Source organism: Acidovorax sp. FG42 (genome assembly GCF_057809195.1).
Genome location: NZ_JBMDJM010000003.1, coordinates 1 through 17,706 on the forward strand (window position 1 = coordinate 1; position 17,706 = coordinate 17,706).

Annotated in this window: 13 protein-coding genes and 1 tRNA gene; all 14 read left to right on the forward strand. The window is 62.4% G+C overall.

All coding sequences use genetic code 11. The annotated features are described in order from the left end of the window. A partial coding sequence (locus ACODSM_RS04430; protein ID WP_488804447.1) for an EF-Tu C-terminal domain-related protein occupies positions 1-224 on the forward strand: 224 nt, incomplete at its 5' end. A 15-nt stretch (positions 225-239) separates the two neighbouring features. Then, positions 240-315, forward strand: a tRNA-Trp gene (locus ACODSM_RS04435). A gap of 91 nt (positions 316-406) precedes the next feature. Beyond that, entirely contained in the window at positions 407-793 is a 387-nt protein-coding gene (gene secE / locus ACODSM_RS04440; protein ID WP_488804448.1) for a preprotein translocase subunit SecE, read from the forward strand. Beyond that, entirely contained in the window at positions 790-1,386 is a 597-nt protein-coding gene (gene nusG / locus ACODSM_RS04445; protein ID WP_015012231.1) for a transcription termination/antitermination protein NusG, read from the forward strand. Before secE ends, nusG begins: the two co-directional genes overlap by 4 nt. A 162-nt stretch (positions 1,387-1,548) precedes the next feature. Beyond that, positions 1,549-1,980, forward strand: a complete 432-nt coding sequence (gene rplK, locus ACODSM_RS04450) for a 50S ribosomal protein L11 (protein ID WP_008907082.1) — start codon at positions 1,549-1,551, stop codon at positions 1,978-1,980. Next, positions 1,981-2,676, forward strand: a complete 696-nt coding sequence (gene rplA / locus ACODSM_RS04455) for a 50S ribosomal protein L1 (RefSeq protein WP_015012232.1) — start codon at positions 1,981-1,983, stop codon at positions 2,674-2,676. A 240-nt stretch (positions 2,677-2,916) separates the two neighbouring features. Then, on the forward strand, positions 2,917-3,441 hold the full coding sequence (rplJ, locus tag ACODSM_RS04460) for a 50S ribosomal protein L10 (RefSeq protein WP_060986604.1): 525 nt from the start codon (positions 2,917-2,919) through the stop codon (positions 3,439-3,441). 40 nt (positions 3,442-3,481) lie between these two features. Next, complete coding sequence (rplL, locus tag ACODSM_RS04465; protein ID WP_015012234.1) at positions 3,482-3,859, forward strand: 50S ribosomal protein L7/L12; 378 nt, start codon at positions 3,482-3,484, stop codon at positions 3,857-3,859. Between the two features lie 266 nt (positions 3,860-4,125). After that, positions 4,126-8,238, forward strand: coding sequence for a DNA-directed RNA polymerase subunit beta (rpoB, locus tag ACODSM_RS04470; RefSeq protein WP_060986603.1), 4,113 nt, complete (start codon positions 4,126-4,128; stop codon positions 8,236-8,238). Between the two features lie 21 nt (positions 8,239-8,259). Next, positions 8,260-12,495 carry a DNA-directed RNA polymerase subunit beta' gene (gene rpoC, locus ACODSM_RS04475; RefSeq protein WP_488804449.1) on the forward strand — a complete coding sequence of 1,412 codons (4,236 nt, stop codon included), beginning with the start codon at positions 8,260-8,262 and terminating at the stop codon, positions 12,493-12,495. A gap of 179 nt (positions 12,496-12,674) precedes the next feature. Then, positions 12,675-13,283 (forward strand): LemA family protein, encoded by a 609-nt coding sequence (locus ACODSM_RS04480; RefSeq protein WP_488804450.1) that lies wholly within the window; start codon positions 12,675-12,677, stop codon positions 13,281-13,283. 159 nt (positions 13,284-13,442) lie between these two features. Continuing rightward, the gene (gene rsmB / locus ACODSM_RS04485) at positions 13,443-14,771 is read left to right on the forward strand and encodes a 16S rRNA (cytosine(967)-C(5))-methyltransferase RsmB (protein WP_488804451.1); all 1,329 of its coding nucleotides are present in this window, start codon (positions 13,443-13,445) and stop codon (positions 14,769-14,771) included. Between the two features lie 10 nt (positions 14,772-14,781). After that, positions 14,782-15,393 (forward strand): DUF4390 domain-containing protein, encoded by a 612-nt coding sequence (locus ACODSM_RS04490; protein WP_488804452.1) that lies wholly within the window; start codon positions 14,782-14,784, stop codon positions 15,391-15,393. After that, positions 15,390-17,684: a sensor histidine kinase gene (locus ACODSM_RS04495; protein ID WP_488804453.1), complete on the forward strand. Its 2,295-nt coding sequence runs from the start codon at positions 15,390-15,392 to the stop codon at positions 17,682-17,684. Before ACODSM_RS04490 ends, ACODSM_RS04495 begins: the two co-directional genes overlap by 4 nt. The last annotated feature ends 22 nt before the right edge of the window (positions 17,685-17,706 follow it).

Here is a 17,706-nt window from a genome sequence, read left to right on the forward strand (position 1 = left end):
CTCCTTTCTTCAACAACTACCGTCCCCAGTTCTACTTCCGCACGACCGACGTGACGGGCGCCATCGAGCTGCCAGCCGACAAGGAAATGGTCATGCCTGGTGACAACGTGTCGATCACTGTGAAGCTGATCAACCCCATCGCCATGGAAGAAGGTCTGCGCTTCGCTATCCGCGAAGGCGGCCGCACCGTGGGCGCTGGCGTCGTGGCCAAGATCATTGCTTAATCAAGCAAGGTATACAGGGGTATAGCTCAATTGGCAGAGCGTCGGTCTCCAAAACCGAAGGTTGTAGGTTCGATTCCTACTGCCCCTGCCACTTGAATGTGGCCCCCAACAAGCCCGCCAGAACCTGGCGGGCTTCGGTGTCTTAAGTGATGCCGTGAATCGGAAGCAGGAAATACTCAAAGATGGCCACTTCACAGGTTGAAACTGTCAATACAGGCGCAGACAAGGCCAAGCTCGCAGCGGTGGTGGCTTTGGTCATTGCATCTGTTGCGGGCTTTTATTTGTTGGGCAAGCAGGGTGCTGTCGTGCAGTGGGCTGCGCTGATCGTCGGACTGGTTGCGGCGGCGGCAGTGTTTCTGCTGTCGGAATCCGGGCGTCAGTTTGTCGCGTTTGCCAAGGATGCATGGCGCGAAGTGAAAAAGGTGGTCTGGCCCACCCGCAAGGAAACCTTGCAGATGACGGCCTATGTGTTCGCCTTTGTGGTGATCATGGCGCTTTTCCTGTGGTTCACGGACAAGACGCTGGAATGGGTCTTGTACGACTTGATTTTGGGTTGGAGAAAGTCATGACGACCGCTGCGGAAATCACGGGAGCACAGGCTCCTGCAGGCGCTTCTGCCTCGGCCAATCCCGACTTGCGCTGGTACATCGTTCATGCCTATTCGGGCATGGAAAAGGCGGTGGAGCGCAATATTCAGGAGCGGATCGGCCGCTCTGGCATGCAAGACAAATTCGGCCGCATTCTGGTGCCGACCGAAGAAGTCGTCGAAATGAAAAACGGCCAGCGCAAGACGACGGAGCGTCGCTTGTTCCCTGGCTATGTGTTCGTTGAGATGGTGATGGATGACGACACTTGGCACTTGGTGAAGCACACCAACAAGGTGACGGGTTTTGTGGGTGGGGCCAAGAACCGTCCGGCGCCCATCTCGGAAGACGAAGTGCAAAAGATCGTCAGCCAGATGCAGGAAGGCACCGACAAGCCGCGCCACAAGATCGAGTTCATGGTGGGCGAGTTGGTGCGCGTCAAGGAAGGCCCTTTCACAGACTTCAATGGTTCCGTGGAAGAAGTCAATTACGAAAAGAGCCGTGTGCGCGTTTCCGTGATGATCTTTGGCCGCTCTACCCCTGTGGAGCTGGAATTCGGACAGGTCGAAAAGACATAAGTCCCGTGATCATTGAGGCGTTCGACCTCGGTGATCTGGACAAAATTTTTGGATGCCGCACTTTTCGGCTCGGTGCGGACATCGTCACAGTGAGTCGTTAACCCCGGGGAGCTGGTGGTTGCTCGGTGCAACACAAGCGTTATGACCCGTCAGGAGTAAAACATGGCGAAAAAAATCGTCGGTTTTATCAAGCTGCAAGTTCCAGCTGGTAAGGCCAATCCATCCCCACCTATCGGCCCAGCACTGGGTCAGCGTGGCCTCAACATCATGGAGTTCTGCAAGGCATTCAATGCGCAGACCCAAGGTGTGGAGCCAGGCCTGCCATTGCCCGTGGTCATCACGGCGTTTGCAGACAAGAGCTTTACCTTCATCATCAAGACGCCGCCTGCGACGACTCTGATCAAGAAGGCCATCAAGCTCGAAAAGGGTTCTTCCAATGCCCTGAAGACCAAGGTCGGCAAGATCACGCGCGAACAGCTCGAAGAAATCGCCAAGACCAAGATGAAGGACATGAACGCCGCGAACGTTGACGCTGCTGTCCGTACGCTGGCTGGTTCCGCACGCTCGATGGGCGTGACGGTGGAGGGTTTGTAAATGGCCAAGTTGACGAAAAAGCAAAAGGCCCTGCAGGGCAAGGTTGACAGCACCAAGCTGTACGCTTTTGCAGACGCAGTGGCGCTGGTGAAAGAAGCCGCAACGGCCAAGTTCGATGAATCCATCGACGTGGCGGTGCAGCTGGGCATTGATGCCAAGAAGTCGGACCAAGTGGTGCGTGGCGCTGTGGTGCTGCCCAACGGCACTGGCAAGACGACCCGCGTGGCCGTGTTTGCACAAGGCGCCAAGGCTGAAGAAGCCAAGGCCGCAGGTGCTGACGTTGTGGGCATGGACGACCTGGCCGCCATGGTCAAGGCTGGCGACATGCCTTTCGACGTGGTGATCGCTGCTCCTGACGCTATGCGCGTCGTGGGTACCCTGGGCCAGATCCTGGGCCCCCGTGGCCTGATGCCTAACCCCAAGGTGGGCACCGTGACTCCTGACGTCGCTACGGCCGTGAAGAACGCCAAGGCTGGTCAAGTGCAGTTCCGTGTGGACAAGGCCGGTATCGTGCACAGTACCATCGGTCGCCGTTCGTTCGACAACGAAAAACTGCAAGGCAACTTGGCTGCACTGATCGACGCACTGAACAAGGCCAAGCCAGCTTCGAGCAAGGGTCTGTACCTGCGTAAGGTCGCTGTGTCCTCCACGATGGGCGTTGGCGTCCGCGTGGATACGCAATCCATCGCAGCGTAATTGCGATAAGAAATCTTCAGGTCTTTCAAAGGGCCTGATGTGGTGGGCTGTGGGTGGTGTAACAACTGCCTGCAGGCCATCCAAGACCGTTGGTGTGTGGTTAGCCGCACTTAATCCCTCCTTGGGGCCAACGCAGATGGCGATCCCGCTGCAGATGGAATCCGTTCCGAAACAGTTGGTCGCTGCAACAAGAGCGCGCAAAAGGGTGCAAATCCGAATGCGCAATTTAAGGAGTAGACCTTGAGTCTTAATCGCAGTGAGAAAGAAGCGGTCATCAGTGAAGTGACCAGCCTCGCCGCTAAAGCTCAAACGCTTGTGATTGCGGAATACCGTGGCATCACGGTCGCCGACATGACCAAACTGCGCGTCGATGCTCGCAGCAAGGGTGTGAGCCTGAGTGTTCTGAAGAACACCCTGGCCCGCCGTGCTGTGGCAGGCAGCCAGTTTGACGTGGTGGCCGACCAGATGACGGGTCCCCTGATCTATGGCTTCTCCGAAGACGCTGTGGCCGCCGCGAAAGTGGTGTCCGACTTTGCGAAGACCAACGACAAGTTGGTGATTCGCGGTGGCGCTTTCGGTGGTAAGGCCCTGGACGTCAATGGCGTGAAGCAACTGGCCAACATTCCTTCCAAGGAAGTTTTGCTGGCTCAGATTTGTGGCTTGCTTATGTCCCCCATGTCGCGTACGGCCGTTGTGCTGGGCGCGCTGGCGGCGAAAAAAGGCGAAGGCGCAGCCGCACCGGCCGCCGAACCTGCAGCAGCTTGATAGCTGGGCAGTCAACCAACACAATTGTTAGGAAATCAAAATGGCATTCGATAAAGACGCATTTTTGACCGCGCTGGACAGCATGACGGTCCTGGAACTCAATGACCTGGTGAAGGCCATTGAAGAGAAGTTTGGCGTGAGCGCTGCAGCCATGGCTGCTCCTGCTGCCGCTGGCGGCGGCGGCGGCGCAGCTGCTGCTGAAGAAAAGACGGAATTCAACGTGGTGCTGACCGATGCTGGCGCCAACAAGGTGTCCGTCATCAAGGCAGTGCGCGAAATCACCGGTCTGGGCCTCAAGGAAGCCAAGGACCTGGTGGACGGCGCTCCCAAGAACGTCAAGGAAGGCATTGCCAAGGCCGACGCCGAAGCAGCCGTCAAGAAGCTGGTGGAAGCCGGCGCCAAGGCCGAACTCAAGTAATTCGGTCTTGCTCAAGGGCTGGAGTGCTCCTCAAAGGGCCTCCAGCCTTTGGTGCTTTCAGAGCGCACCCGCAAGCCCCGTTCTCAACGCGGCTTTCGAGTGTCTTCTGACAATCCCGACAGCAGAAGACGCCTTGGTTCGGGTGATGTGCAACGCATCACCGTCCGCCATGGTTGGTAGTGGCCAACCGCCAAGCCCACAAGGACCACTCGCCTTGTGGGTCAGTCGTCGAAGACCCAGGACTCATGTCTTTGCCCGGAGATCTCATGGCCTATTCCTACACCGAACGCAAGCGAATTCGCAAAAGTTTCGGCACCCGCGATAGCGTGCTCGAAGTTCCTTATCTGCTGCAGATGCAGAAGGACGCATACACCGCTTTCCTGCAGGCAGATACAGCGCCCCAGAAAAGAACCATCGAAGGCCTTCAGGCTGCATTCGACGCTGCCTTCCCGATCGTCTCCCACAACGGTTTTGTGGAGATGAAGTTCATTGAATACAACCTGGCCAAGCCGGCTTTTGACGTGCGCGAATGCCAGACCCGTGGTCTGACCTTCGCCTCGGCCGTGCGCGCCAAGGTGCAGCTGATCATCTATGACCGCGAGTCTTCGACGTCGCAGTCCAAGGTGGTCAAGGAAGTGAAGGAGCAAGAGGTCTACATGGGCGAGGTGCCTTTGATGACCGACAAGGGCTCGTTCATCATCAACGGTACCGAGCGTGTGATCGTGTCCCAGCTGCACCGCTCGCCGGGCGTGTTCTTCGAGCATGACAAGGGCAAGACCCACAGCTCGGGCAAGCTGCTGTTCTCGGCACGCATCATTCCCTACCGTGGTTCCTGGCTCGACTTCGAGTTCGACCCCAAGGACATCCTGTACTTCCGCGTGGACCGTCGTCGCAAGATGCCGGTCACGATCCTGCTCAAGGCCATTGGCCTGAACCCCGAGTCCATCTTGGCGAACTTCTTCGTCAACGACAACTTCCGCCTGATGGACAGCGGCGCGCAGATGGAGTTTGTGCCCGAGCGTCTGCGTGGCGAAGTCGCGCGCTTCGACATCACCGACAAGTCCGGCAAGGTGGTGGTAGCTAAGGACAAGCGTGTCACCGCCCGTCACACCCGCGAACTGGAACAGTCTGGCACCACGCACATCAGCGTGCCTGAAGACTTCCTGATCGGCCGTGTGGTCGCCCGCAACATTGTGGACGCCGACACCGGTGAAATCATTGCCAAGGCCAACGAAGAGTTGACCGAAGCGCTGCTCAAGAAGCTGCGTTCTGCTGGTGTGCAAGACCTGCAGGTCATCTACACGAACGAACTGGACCAAGGCGCTTACATCTCGCAGACCCTGCGCATCGATGAAACCGTGGATGAGTTCGCTGCCCGCGTGGCCATCTACCGCATGATGCGCCCTGGCGAGCCACCGACCGAAGACGCCGTGCAGGCCCTGTTCCAGCGCCTGTTCTACAACCCCGACACGTACGACCTGTCGCGCGTGGGCCGCATGAAGTTCAACGCCAAGATCGGCCGCGACGAATCCACCGGCCCCATGGTGCTGTCCAACGAAGACATCCTGGCCGTGGTCAAGATTCTGGTGGATCTGCGTAACGGCAATGGCGAAGTCGATGACATCGATCACCTGGGCAACCGCCGCGTGCGTTGCGTGGGCGAACTGGCTGAAAACCAGTACCGCACAGGCCTGGCACGTATCGAAAAGGCCGTGAAGGAGCGTCTGGGCCAGGCCGAGCAAGAGCCACTGATGCCCCACGACCTGATCAACAGCAAGCCGATCTCGGCCGCCCTGAAGGAATTCTTCGGGGCTTCGCAGCTGTCGCAGTTCATGGACCAGACCAACCCGCTGGCCGAAATCACGCACAAGCGCCGTGTGTCCGCTCTGGGCCCAGGTGGTCTGACCCGCGAACGCGCAGGTTTCGAAGTGCGTGACGTGCACGTGACCCACTACGGTCGCGTCTGCCCTATCGAAACGCCGGAAGGCCCCAACATTGGTCTGATCAACTCGCTGGCTCTGTATGCCCGCCTGAACGAGTACGGTTTCATCGAAACCCCGTACCGTCGCGTGGTGGATGGCAAGGTGACCAACGACATCGACTATCTGTCGGCGATCGAAGAAGGCAAGTACGTGATCGCGCAGGCCAATGCGCAGCTCGACAAGGACGGCCGCCTGACGGGCGAACTGGTCTCCGCCCGTGAAAAGGGTGAGTCCATCCTGTGCGGTGCAGACCGTGTGCAGTACATGGACGTGTCGCCCGCGCAGATCGTGTCGGTGGCTGCCTCGCTGGTGCCCTTCCTGGAGCACGACGACGCGAACCGCGCGTTGATGGGCGCCAACATGTCGCGCCAGGCAGTGCCTGTGCTGCGTCCTGAAAAGCCGCTGGTGGGCACGGGCATCGAGCGCGTGGCTGCAGTGGACTCGGGCACCGTGGTGACTGCTACCCGCGGCGGTGTGGTGGACTACGTGGATGCCACCCGTATCGTGGTGCGCGTGAATGACGACGAAGCCGTGGCCGGTGAAGTCGGTGTGGACATCTACAACCTGATCAAGTACCAGCGTTCCAACCAGAACACGAACATCCACCAGCGTCCCATCGTCAAAAAGGGCGACATGCTGGTCAAGGGGGACGTGATCGCCGACGGCGCATCGACGGACTTCGGCGAAATCGCCATCGGCCAGAACATGCTGATCGCGTTCATGCCTTGGAACGGCTACAACTTCGAAGACTCGATCTTGATCAGTGAGCGCGTGGTGGCGGAAGACCGCTACACCTCGATCCACATCGAGGAACTCGTGGTCATGGCCCGTGACACGAAGCTGGGCGCTGAAGAAATCACGCGCGACATTCCGAACCTGTCCGAGCAGCAACTGAACCGTCTGGACGAGTCCGGCATCATCTACGTGGGGGCCGAAGTGCAGCCCGGCGATACGCTGGTCGGCAAGGTCACGCCCAAGGGTGAAACCACGCTCACGCCTGAAGAGAAGCTGCTGCGCGCCATCTTCGGCGAGAAGGCTTCGGACGTGAAGGACACCTCGCTGCGTGTGGACCAAGGCTCGTCGGGCACCGTGATCGACGTGCAGGTCTTCACCCGTGAAGGCATCCAGCGCGACAAGCGCGCCCAGCAGATCATTGACGACGAACTCAAGCGCTTCCGCCTGGACCTGAACGACCAGCTGCGCATCGTGGAGGCCGACGCGTTCGACCGTATCGAAAAACTGCTGACCGGCCGCGTGGCCAACGGTGGCCCGCAAAAGCTGGCCAAGGGCACGAAGATCGACAAGGCTTACTTGGCCTCTGTCGAGAAGTTCCACTGGTTCGACATCCGCCCAGCGGAAGACGAAGTGGCCACACAGCTCGAATCCATCAAGAACGCGCTGGAGCAAACCCGCCACAGCTTCGACCTGGCTTTTGAAGAAAAGCGCAAGAAGCTCACCCAAGGCGACGAGCTGCCAGCGGGCGTGCTCAAGATGGTCAAGGTGTACCTGGCCGTCAAGCGCCGCCTGCAGCCCGGTGACAAGATGGCCGGCCGCCACGGTAACAAGGGTGTGGTATCCAAGATCGTCCCGGTCGAAGACATGCCTTACATGGCCGACGGTACGCCAGCCGACATCGTTCTGAACCCGCTGGGCGTGCCCTCGCGGATGAACATCGGTCAGGTGCTGGAAGTTCACCTGGGCTGGGCCGGCAAGGGCATCGGTCAGCGCATTGGCAACATGCTCCAGGAGCAGGCCAAGGCCGCCGAACTGCGCAAGTTCCTGGAGGAGGTCTACAACTCCCGAGGCCGCAAGGAAGATCTGTCGCAGCTCAGCGACGACGAGCTGATGGCCATGGCCGAGAACCTGACCAATGGCGTGCCTTATGCCACTCCCGTGTTCGACGGTGCTTCGGAAGAAGAAATCAAGGACATGCTCAAGATCGCCTACCCGGACGACATCAAGGAGCGCAAGGGCCTGACCGAGTCGCGCACCCAGGCGTATCTGTATGACGGCCGTACGGGCGAGCGCTTCGAGCGCCCGACCACCATCGGCTACATGCATTACCTGAAGCTGCACCACTTGGTGGACGACAAGATGCACGCCCGCTCGACCGGTCCGTACTCGCTCGTGACGCAGCAACCTCTGGGCGGTAAGGCCCAGTTCGGTGGCCAGCGTTTCGGGGAAATGGAAGTGTGGGCGCTGGAAGCTTACGGCGCCGCCTACGTGCTGCAGGAAATGCTGACCGTGAAGTCCGACGACGTGGTGGGCCGTACCAAGGTGTACGAATCCATCGTCAAGGGCGAACACGCCATTGAGGCCGGCATGCCGGAATCGTTCAACGTGCTGGTCAAGGAAATCCGTTCGCTGGGCCTGGACATCGAGCTGGAACGCTCCTAAGCGGAAAAGGAAAGAGTCACTATGAAATCGCTACTCGACCTGTTCAAGCAATTCACGCCGGATGAGCACTTCGATGCCATCCGCATCGGCATGGCTTCGCCCGAGAAGATCCGTTCGTGGTCTTTCGGCGAAGTGAAGAAGCCCGAGACCATCAACTACCGTACGTTCAAGCCCGAGCGCGACGGCCTGTTCTGCGCCAAGATCTTTGGTCCCATCAAGGACTACGAGTGCCTGTGCGGCAAGTACAAGCGCCTCAAGCACCGCGGTGTGATCTGCGAGAAGTGCGGCGTTGAAGTCACGCAGACCAAGGTGCGCCGCGAGCGCATGGGCCACATCGACCTGGCCGCGCCCTGCGCCCACATCTGGTTCCTGAAGTCGCTGCCATCGCGCCTGGGCCTGGTGCTGGACATGACGCTGCGCGACATCGAACGCGTGCTGTACTTCGAAGCCTACGTGGTGACCGACCCCGGCATGACCCCGCTGAAGAAGTTCAGCATCATGTCCGAGGACGACTACGACGCCAAGCGCAAGGAATACGGCGACGAGTTCATCGCCAAGATGGGCGCCGAAGGCATCAAGGACCTGCTCGAATCCATCGACATCGACCTGTCGATCGAACGCCTGCGCGGCGACCTGACCGGCTCCGAAGTCAAGGTCAAGAAGAACGCCAAGCGCCTGAAGGTCCTGGAAGCATTCAAGAAGTCGGGCATCAAGCCCGAATGGATGGTGCTGGACGTGCTGCCCGTGCTGCCACCGGACCTGCGTCCGCTGGTGCCGCTGGACGGCGGCCGCTTCGCGACCTCCGACCTGAACGACCTGTACCGCCGCGTCATCAACCGCAACTCGCGTCTGCGCCGCCTGCTGGAGCTGAAGGCCCCTGAAATCATCGCCCGCAACGAAAAGCGGATGCTGCAGGAAGCCGTGGACTCGCTGCTGGACAACGGCCGCCGTGGCAAGGCCATGACGGGCGCCAACAAGCGCGCCCTGAAGTCGCTGGCCGACATGATCAAGGGCAAGTCCGGCCGTTTCCGCCAGAACCTGCTGGGCAAGCGCGTGGACTACTCGGGTCGTTCCGTGATCACCGTGGGCCCTACGCTCAAGCTGCACCAGTGCGGCCTGCCCAAGCTGATGGCCCTGGAGCTGTTCAAGCCCTTCATCTTCTCGCGCCTGGAAGCCATGGGCATCGCGACGACGATCAAGGCCGCCAAGAAGGAAGTCGAATCCGGCACGCCGGTGGTGTGGGACATCCTGGAAGAGGTCATCAAGGAACATCCCGTGATGCTGAACCGTGCGCCTACGCTGCACCGTTTGGGCATCCAGGCCTTTGAGCCCATCCTGATCGAAGGCAAGGCCATCCAGCTGCACCCCCTCGTTTGCGCGGCCTTCAACGCCGACTTCGACGGTGACCAGATGGCTGTGCACGTCCCGCTGTCGGTGGAAGCGCAGATGGAAGCCCGCACGCTGATGCTGGCCTCCAACAACGTGCTGTTCCCTGCTTCGGGCGAACCCTCCATCGTGCCTTCGCAGGACGTGGTGCTGGGCCTGTACTACGCCACCCGTGACCGTATCAACGGCAAGGGCGAAGGCCTGGTGTTCGCGGACACCGGTGAAGTACAGCGTGCGCTGGACGCCGGCCAGGTCGAACTGGCTGCCAAGATCACGGTGCGCATGACCGAGTGGACAAAGGACAAGGCCACGGGCGAATTCGTGCCCTCGACCTCGCTGGTGGAAACCACCGTGGGCCGCGCACTGCTGTCCGAGATCCTGCCCAAGGGCCTGCCGTTCTCCAACATGAACAAGGCGCTCAAGAAGAAGGAAATCTCGCGCCTGATCAACGTGTCCTTCCGCAAGTGCGGTCTGAAGGAAACCGTGGTGTTTGCCGACAAGCTGCTGCAAAACGGCTTCCGTCTGGCCACGCGCGCCGGTATCTCCATCGCCATCGACGACATGCTGGTGCCGCCTCAAAAGGCCGGCATCATCGAGCGCTCCGAGAAGGAAGTGAAGGAGATCGAGCAGCAGTACGTGTCCGGTCTGGTCACGGCTGGCGAGCGCTACAACAAGGTGGTGGACATCTGGGGCAAGGCCGGCGACGAAGTGTCCAAGGTGATGATGGCCCAGCTGTCCAAGCAGAAGGTCACCGACCGCCACGGCAAGGAAGTGGACCAGGAGTCCTTCAACTCCATCTACATGATGGCCGACTCCGGTGCCCGCGGCTCTGCCGCCCAGATCCGTCAGGTGGCCGGTATGCGGGGTCTGATGGCCAAGCCAGACGGCTCGATCATCGAGACGCCTATCACCGCGAACTTCCGCGAAGGTCTGAACGTGCTGGAGTACTTCATCTCCACCCACGGTGCCCGTAAGGGTCTGGCCGACACGGCGCTGAAGACCGCCAACTCCGGTTACCTCACCCGCCGTCTGGTGGACGTGACGCAGGATCTGGTCGTGACCGAAGAGGATTGCGGCACAGCCAATGGTTCGCTGATGCGCGCCATCGTCGAAGGCGGTGAAGTGATCGAATCGCTGCGTGAACGTATCTTGGGCCGTACGGCGGCCGAAGACGTGCTGCACCCCGAGAACCGCTCGGTGCTGGTCGAAGCTGGCGTGATGCTGGACGAAGACCTGATCGAAGAGCTGGAAGCTGCTGGCGTGGACGAAGTGAAGGTGCGCACGGCCCTGACCTGCGAAACCCGCTACGGCCTGTGCGCCAAGTGCTACGGCCGCGACCTGGGCCGCGGTGGCCTGATCAACCTCGGCGAAGCCGTGGGTGTGATCGCCGCCCAGTCCATCGGCGAGCCCGGCACGCAGCTGACCATGCGTACGTTCCACATCGGTGGTGCCGCTTCGCGTGCTGCCATCGCGTCGAGCGTGGAAGCCAAGTCCAACGGCGTGATCGGCTTCAACGCCACGATGCGCTACGTGAGCAACACCAAGGGCGAGCTGGTGGTGATTGCGCGTTCGGGTGAAATCATCATCCAGGACGAGCATGGCCGCGAGCGCGAGCGCCACAAGGTGCCTTACGGTGCGACGCTGACGGTGAAGGCCGACCAGCAGATCAAGGCCGGCACGATCCTGGCCAACTGGGATCCGCTGACGCGCCCCATCATCACCGAGTTCGCCGGTCAGACCAAGTTCGAGAACGTCGAAGAAGGCCTGACGGTGGCCAAGCAGGTCGACGAAGTGACCGGTCTGTCCACGCTGGTGGTGATCGATCCGAAGCGCCGTGGTGCCGCCAAGGTGGTGCGTCCTCAGGTGAAGCTGATCGACGCCCAGGGCAACGAAGTGAAGATCCCTGGCACCGACCACTCGGTGACCATTGGCTTCCAGGTCGGCGCTCTGATCCAGGTGCGTGACGGTCAGGACGTGGGCCCCGGCGAAGTGCTGGCGCGTATTCCGGTCGAAGGCCAGAAGACCCGCGACATCACCGGCGGTCTGCCCCGCGTGGCCGAGCTGTTCGAAGCCCGCACGCCCAAGGACAAGGGCACGCTGGCCGAAATGACCGGTACCGTGTCGTTCGGTAAGGAAACCAAGGGCAAGGTCCGCCTGCAGATCACCGACCCTGATGGCAAGGTGTGGGAAGAGCTCGTGCCCAAGGAAAAGAACATCCTGGTGCACGAAGGCCAGGTGGTCAACAAGGGCGAATCGATTGTGGACGGTCCGGCCGACCCACAAGACATCCTGCGTTTGCTGGGTATCGAAGAACTCTCGCGCTACATCGTCGATGAAGTGCAGGACGTGTACCGCTTGCAGGGCGTGAAGATCAACGACAAGCACATCGAGGTGATCGTTCGCCAGATGCTGCGCCGCGTCGTGGTCGAGAACGTCGGCGAGTCGAACTACATTGCCGGCGAACAGGTCGAGCGTTCCGAGATCCTCAATACCAACGAGGCACTGCAGGCCGAGGGCAAGATCCCCGCGACCTACAGCAACCTGCTGCTGGGTATCACGAAGGCATCGCTGTCTACCGACTCGTTCATCTCGGCTGCTTCCTTCCAGGAAACGACCCGCGTGCTGACCGAAGCCGCGATCATGGGCAAGAAGGACGAACTGCGCGGCCTGAAGGAAAACGTGATCGTGGGCCGTCTGATCCCTGCCGGTACGGGTCTGGCTTACCACCAGGCACGCAAGGCCAAGGACGCCATGGACGACGCCGAGCGCCGTGCCATCGCCGAAGCCGAAGCCGCCGAAATGGCAGCCCAGTCGGACGCCTCGGATGTGGGCAGTGGCAGCGTCACTGCCACCGACGCAGCGGCAGACTGATAGCAAACAGCAAGGCCTTCCCCAGGCCCTGCTGCGGTCGCCACAGCGCCCCCGTCCTGTCCCAGGCAGGCCGGGGGCGTTTTTGATGGACGTGCGTCTTTTCACCGTCCGTCGTTTGTTTCAATCTTCTGTTTTTCGGGCCGGGACGGGTGCAGCCGCACCTGCTCCGGCAACTGCGCATGCTGTGGTCGTCGCCCCTTTTCTGGATTGCTTTTGCCGTCTTTCTGTTCTGGGCCCTGGGGGCCTACAACCGTCTGATGCGCCTGCGCTCGGCTGTCGTGCAGTCGTTCGGCAGTTTTGACGCGCACATGGTGCGGCTGGTGGCCTTGCTCGGCGAGTTCGGGGCGGCGCAGACAGTACAGCGCGGTAGCTTGCTGGCCGATGCCGGGGCGCAAGAGCTGGCTGCGCTGCAGGGCGCCGTGACGCAATTCAGTGCCTCGCTGGCTGTAGCGCGCGCCCGCCCGTTGCAGGGCGATGCGGTGGCGGCGTTGGCGGCTGCCCGTGAGGTGCTGCGCGCGACCTGGGCCACGGCCTTGCAGAAATTGCTGGCCGACCCCGTCCAACCCACAGCGCTGACCTCGGCTGTCGATGCTGGTACGGGGGCTCCAGGAGCTATTCCCGTGGGCCTGTCCGTTTGGCAGGTCCGTTGGGAGGAACATGCGGTGCAAAACGAACAGGCGATTCGCGTATTCAACGAGGCCGTGGTGCAGTACAACGCCGCCATCGCCCAGTTTCCGGCCAGCCTGCTGGCCAGGGTGTTTGGCTTCAAGGCGGCCCGTGCGCTGTAACCCGTTGTCAGGATCACGATGACTCCACCTCCCCACCACCGCCCCCGCCGCGCTGCTGGCAATGCGCCGCGTCCGGCGCGCCCAGCCTCCGGGCCATCTTCGCAGGCGGGTTCTGAGGCACACAGGCCGGGTCCAGCGTCTTCTGCGGGAGGCGCCCCCGTGCCCCTGTGGCGGTTGCTCACGGCAGTGGCAGGTGCCTTGCAGGCGATCCGTGGCGGGCAGTCGGGCACAACAGCGCTGGCGGCGGTGGATGCTGCGCTGCGCCCCGGCGTGCAGGCCTTGTTGTTCCAGGTCTTGCGCCAGGCCGGGCGGGCCGAGGCCCTGCGCCGACAGCTGGCCGCCCGCGCGCCCGCACCCGCCGCCGATGCCCTGCTGTGCAGCGCGCTGGCGCTGTGCTGGGACCCACAGGCCTCGCCCTACGAACCGTTCACCCTGGTGAACCAGGCGGTGGAGGCGGCCAAGCACCACCCGGCCACGCGCGCGCAGGCCTCGTTCATCAACGGCTGCCTGCGCCGCTTTCTGCGCGAGCGCGACGCCCTTGTGGCGGCCACCGACAACGACCCCGTGGCGCGCTGGAACCATCCGGCCTGGTGGGTGCAGCGCCTGCGCAGGGACCACCCCCAGCACTGGGAGCAGATCCTGCAGGCCAACAATGCCCACGCACCCATGGTGTTGCGGGTCAACGAACAAAAATGCACGGTAGCGCAGTATTTACATGCCTTGGATGCTATTGGTTTAGGAGCGATTGCGGTGGGCCAGCATGGCGTCGCGCTGCGTCAGGCGGTGCCCGTTCAGTCGCTGCCACACTTTGCGGAGGGCTGGGTGTCCGTGCAGGACGCCGCCGCCCAGCAGGCGGCTCCTTTGCTGCTGCAAGGGCTGGATCTGAGTCAGCCCTTGCGCGTGCTCGACGCCTGTGCCGCCCCTGGCGGCAAGACAGCGCACCTGCTGGAGATGGCGGGGCCGCAGTCTCCCCTGCAGGTCACGGCGCTGGAGATCGATGCCACGCGCAGCGCCCGTATTGGCGACACCCTGGAGCGCCTCGGGCTGACGGCCCAGGTCCTGGTGGCCGATGCGGCACGTCCGCAAGACTGGTGGCAGTCAGAGTGCGGCGGGGTGCTGTTCGACGCCATCCTGCTCGACGCACCGTGCACAGCATCCGGCATCGTGCGGCGCCACCCGGATGTGCGCTGGCTGCGCCGTGAGTCCGACATCGCGCAGCTGGCGACCCTGCAGGCGGCTCTGCTCAAGGCCCTGTGGCCGCTGTTGCGGCCCGGCGGACGCCTGCTGTATTGCACCTGTTCCGTCTTCCGGGCAGAGGGCGATGCCCAGGTGCAAACGTTTCTTGCACACAACACCGATGCGCAATTGCTGCCGTCGCCGGGTCATTTAATTCCCGGCAACGCGGACAAGGGCGGGGCTGTCCCGGACAATCTGACCGGTGACCACGACGGCTTTTTTTACGCACTGTTGCAAAAATCGGCGCAATGAGCCACGGGGCGTGCGCTGGTGGTGGCTGTGCGCGTGGTTTGTACTGTTTTGGGGGACGGTGCTCTGCGGAGTGCCGCAGGCTGAGGCGGCGCAGGCCGCTTCCTCCGAGGTGGGCGACCTGCGCCTGGAGCGCGGGGAAGATGGCTTGTACCTGAGTGCCAACCTGCAATTTGAACTGCCCGAGCTGGCCGAAGACGCCTTGCAAAAAGGCATTCCCATGTTCTTCGTGGCCGATGCCCAGGTGCTGCGCGACCGCTGGTACTGGTCGGACCGGCAGGTGGCCGAAACCACCCGGTATTTCCGCCTGAGCTACCAGCCACTCACCCGCCGATGGCGCCTGAACATTTCTTCGACGCCTTTCACCAACAGCGGGCTGGGGGTGGTGCTGGGTCAGAACTTTGACAATTACGCCGACGCCCTGTCGTCGATTCAGCGGTTTTCACGCTGGAAGATTGCTGAACGCGATGTGATCGAGTCTGATGCCGTGCATACGGTGAACTTCCGCTTCCGCCTCGACATCTCACAGTTGCCCCGTCCCTTCCAGATTGGCGCGGTGGGCCGGTCGGGCTGGAACCTGCTGGTCTCCCGCAGCCAGCGCCTGGGCGCAGAGCCTGCCAAGTGAGCACTTCCCCCCCGACCACCGGCGTTTCGGCATCCACCCACGCCACCGCCCGCCAGTCCCGCGCAGTGCGCTGGGCCGTGGGCGTCGGGGCGGCCATCATGTCGGCCATCGGTCTGGTGCTGCTGTTCTTGCTGACGCTGGCCACCAACAACCGCGTGCTGTACGAGCGCAACTACGCCTGGCTGTTTGGCGTCAACGTGTTTGTGGCATTGCTGCTGCTGCTGGTGCTGGGCTGGGTGGCGGTGCGCCTGGGCCTGCGCCTGCGCAAGGGGCGCTTTGGCAGCCGCCTGCTGGTCAAGCTGGCAGCCATCTTTGCGCTGGTGGGGCTCATGCCGGGGCTGCTGATCTATGTAGTGTCTTACCAGTTCGTCACGCGCTCCATCGAAAGCTGGTTCGACGTAAAGGTGGAGGGGGCGCTGTCCGCGGGCGTCAATCTGGCCCGTGTGTCTCTGGACTCGCTGGCCACGGACATGGCCGCCAAAACCCGCAACGCCAGTGCCCAGGTGGCCCAGGTGCCCGATGCCGCTGCGGGCCTGGTGTTGGAGCGCATTCGCGACCAGTTGGGCGCGACCGACGTGGTGCTCTGGAACGCGTCCGGCCAGGCGGTCGCCAGCGCAGGGCAGTCGCGGTTCAGCCTGAACCCCGAGCGGCCCGGCGCGGCCTTGCTGCGCACGGCGCGCCAGCAGCGCGCCACCGCGCAGATCGAAGGGCTGGACGACATTGCCGACCCGGCCGCAGCGCAGAACGCACGGGTCAAGGTGCTGGCCCTGGTCAGCAGCCCCAGCGTGGGCCTGTTGATGGAGCCGCGCTACCTGCAGGCCACCTTGCCCCTGCCGCCCGCGCTGGTGGCCAATGCCATTGCCGTGCAGGAAGCCAATCGCGAATACCAGGAGCGTGCGCTGGCCCGGGGCGGGTTGCGGCGCATGTATGTGGGCACGCTGACGTTGAGCCTGTTTCTGGCCGTGTTTGGTGCGGTGCTGCTGGCGGTGCTGCTGGGCAACCAGCTGGCGCGGCCCCTGCTGGTGCTGGCCGAAGGGGTGCGCGAGGTGGCGGCGGGCAACCTGAGTCCCAAGGCCGCTTTGCAAAGCAAGGACGAGCTGGGGGGGCTCACACGCTCGTTCGCGCTCATGACCCAGCAACTGGCGGATGCACGCCAGGCGGTGGAGCAGAGCATGGGCGAGGTCGATGCCTCCCGCGCCAACCTGCAGACCATTCTGGACAACCTCACGGCGGGCGTCATCGTGCTGGACGCGCAAGGGTTGATCCGCTCCTCCAACCCGGGTGCTACCCGCATCCTGCGCGCCCCCATGGCCGCTTATGAAGGGAGGCCACTGTCTGAAGTGCCGGGCTTGGCGGAGTTTGCCGCGTCGGTCCAGGGCCATTTCGACGCGTTTCTGGGGGACCACGAACGGCACGGCCTGGACCATTGGCAGCAGCCATTCGAGTTGCATGCCTCCTCCGGCGGCGCCGGGCAACACGCCACCAGCCTGGTCGCACGGGGCGCCGAGCTGCCCGATGCCACCCGACTGTTGGTTTTTGACGACATTTCGGAGATCGTTTCGGCCCAGCGTGCGCAGGCCTGGGGCGAGGTGGCGCGCCGGCTGGCGCACGAAATCAAGAACCCGCTGACCCCCATCCAGCTGTCGGCTGAGCGGCTTGAAATGAAGCTGTCGGGCAAGCTGCCGGACGCTGAACAGGCCATCCTCGCCAAGTCCGTCAAGACCATCGTGGACCAGGTCGATGCCATGAAACGGCTGGTCAACGAGTTCCGCGATTACGCACGCTTGCCTGCCGCCGAACTGCATGCGTTGGACCTGAACGCACTGGTCGCCGACGTGCTTCATTTATATGGTGCAGAAAACGCCACCGTGCCTGTAGAGGCTGAGCTGGACCCGCGCTGCCCCTTGATTGCGGGCGATGCGCAGCAACTGCGCCAGGTCGTGCACAACCTGCTGCAGAACGCCCAGGACTCCACCGAACAGGCCCGCGCTGGGGCCTCTGAGCCCGTGCCGCCGGTGCGCATCAGCACCCGCTGGAGCGAATCGTCACGGCGCGTACGGCTCACTGTGTCGGACAGCGGCGGGGGCTTTCCGTCGCACATCCTGCAGCGCGCGTTCGAACCCTATGTCACCACCAAGCCGCGTGGCACTGGCCTCGGTTTGGCCGTGGTCAAAAAGATCGCAGATGAGCACGGAGCGCGCATCGAACTGTCCAACCGCACCGAAAACGACGTGGTGCGCGGCGCCCAAGTGTCGTTATCATTCGCCCCTGAACCAGCGGTGGCGTCATAACAACACCGCCCCGCAGTACCTC

Coding starts and splice junctions, on each gene's coding strand:
- rpoB (WP_060986603.1), top strand. CDS start 4,126: ATGGCCTATTCCTACACCGAACGCAAGCGAATTCGCAAAAGTTTCGGC.
- rpoC (WP_488804449.1), top strand. CDS start 8,260: ATGAAATCGCTACTCGACCTGTTCAAGCAATTCACGCCGGATGAGCAC.
- nusG (WP_015012231.1), top strand. CDS start 790: ATGACGACCGCTGCGGAAATCACGGGAGCACAGGCTCCTGCAGGCGCT.
- rplA (WP_015012232.1), top strand. CDS start 1,981: ATGGCCAAGTTGACGAAAAAGCAAAAGGCCCTGCAGGGCAAGGTTGAC.
- secE (WP_488804448.1), top strand. CDS start 407: ATGGCCACTTCACAGGTTGAAACTGTCAATACAGGCGCAGACAAGGCC.
- ACODSM_RS04480 (WP_488804450.1), top strand. CDS start 12,675: ATGCTGTGGTCGTCGCCCCTTTTCTGGATTGCTTTTGCCGTCTTTCTG.
- rplK (WP_008907082.1), top strand. CDS start 1,549: ATGGCGAAAAAAATCGTCGGTTTTATCAAGCTGCAAGTTCCAGCTGGT.
- rplL (WP_015012234.1), top strand. CDS start 3,482: ATGGCATTCGATAAAGACGCATTTTTGACCGCGCTGGACAGCATGACG.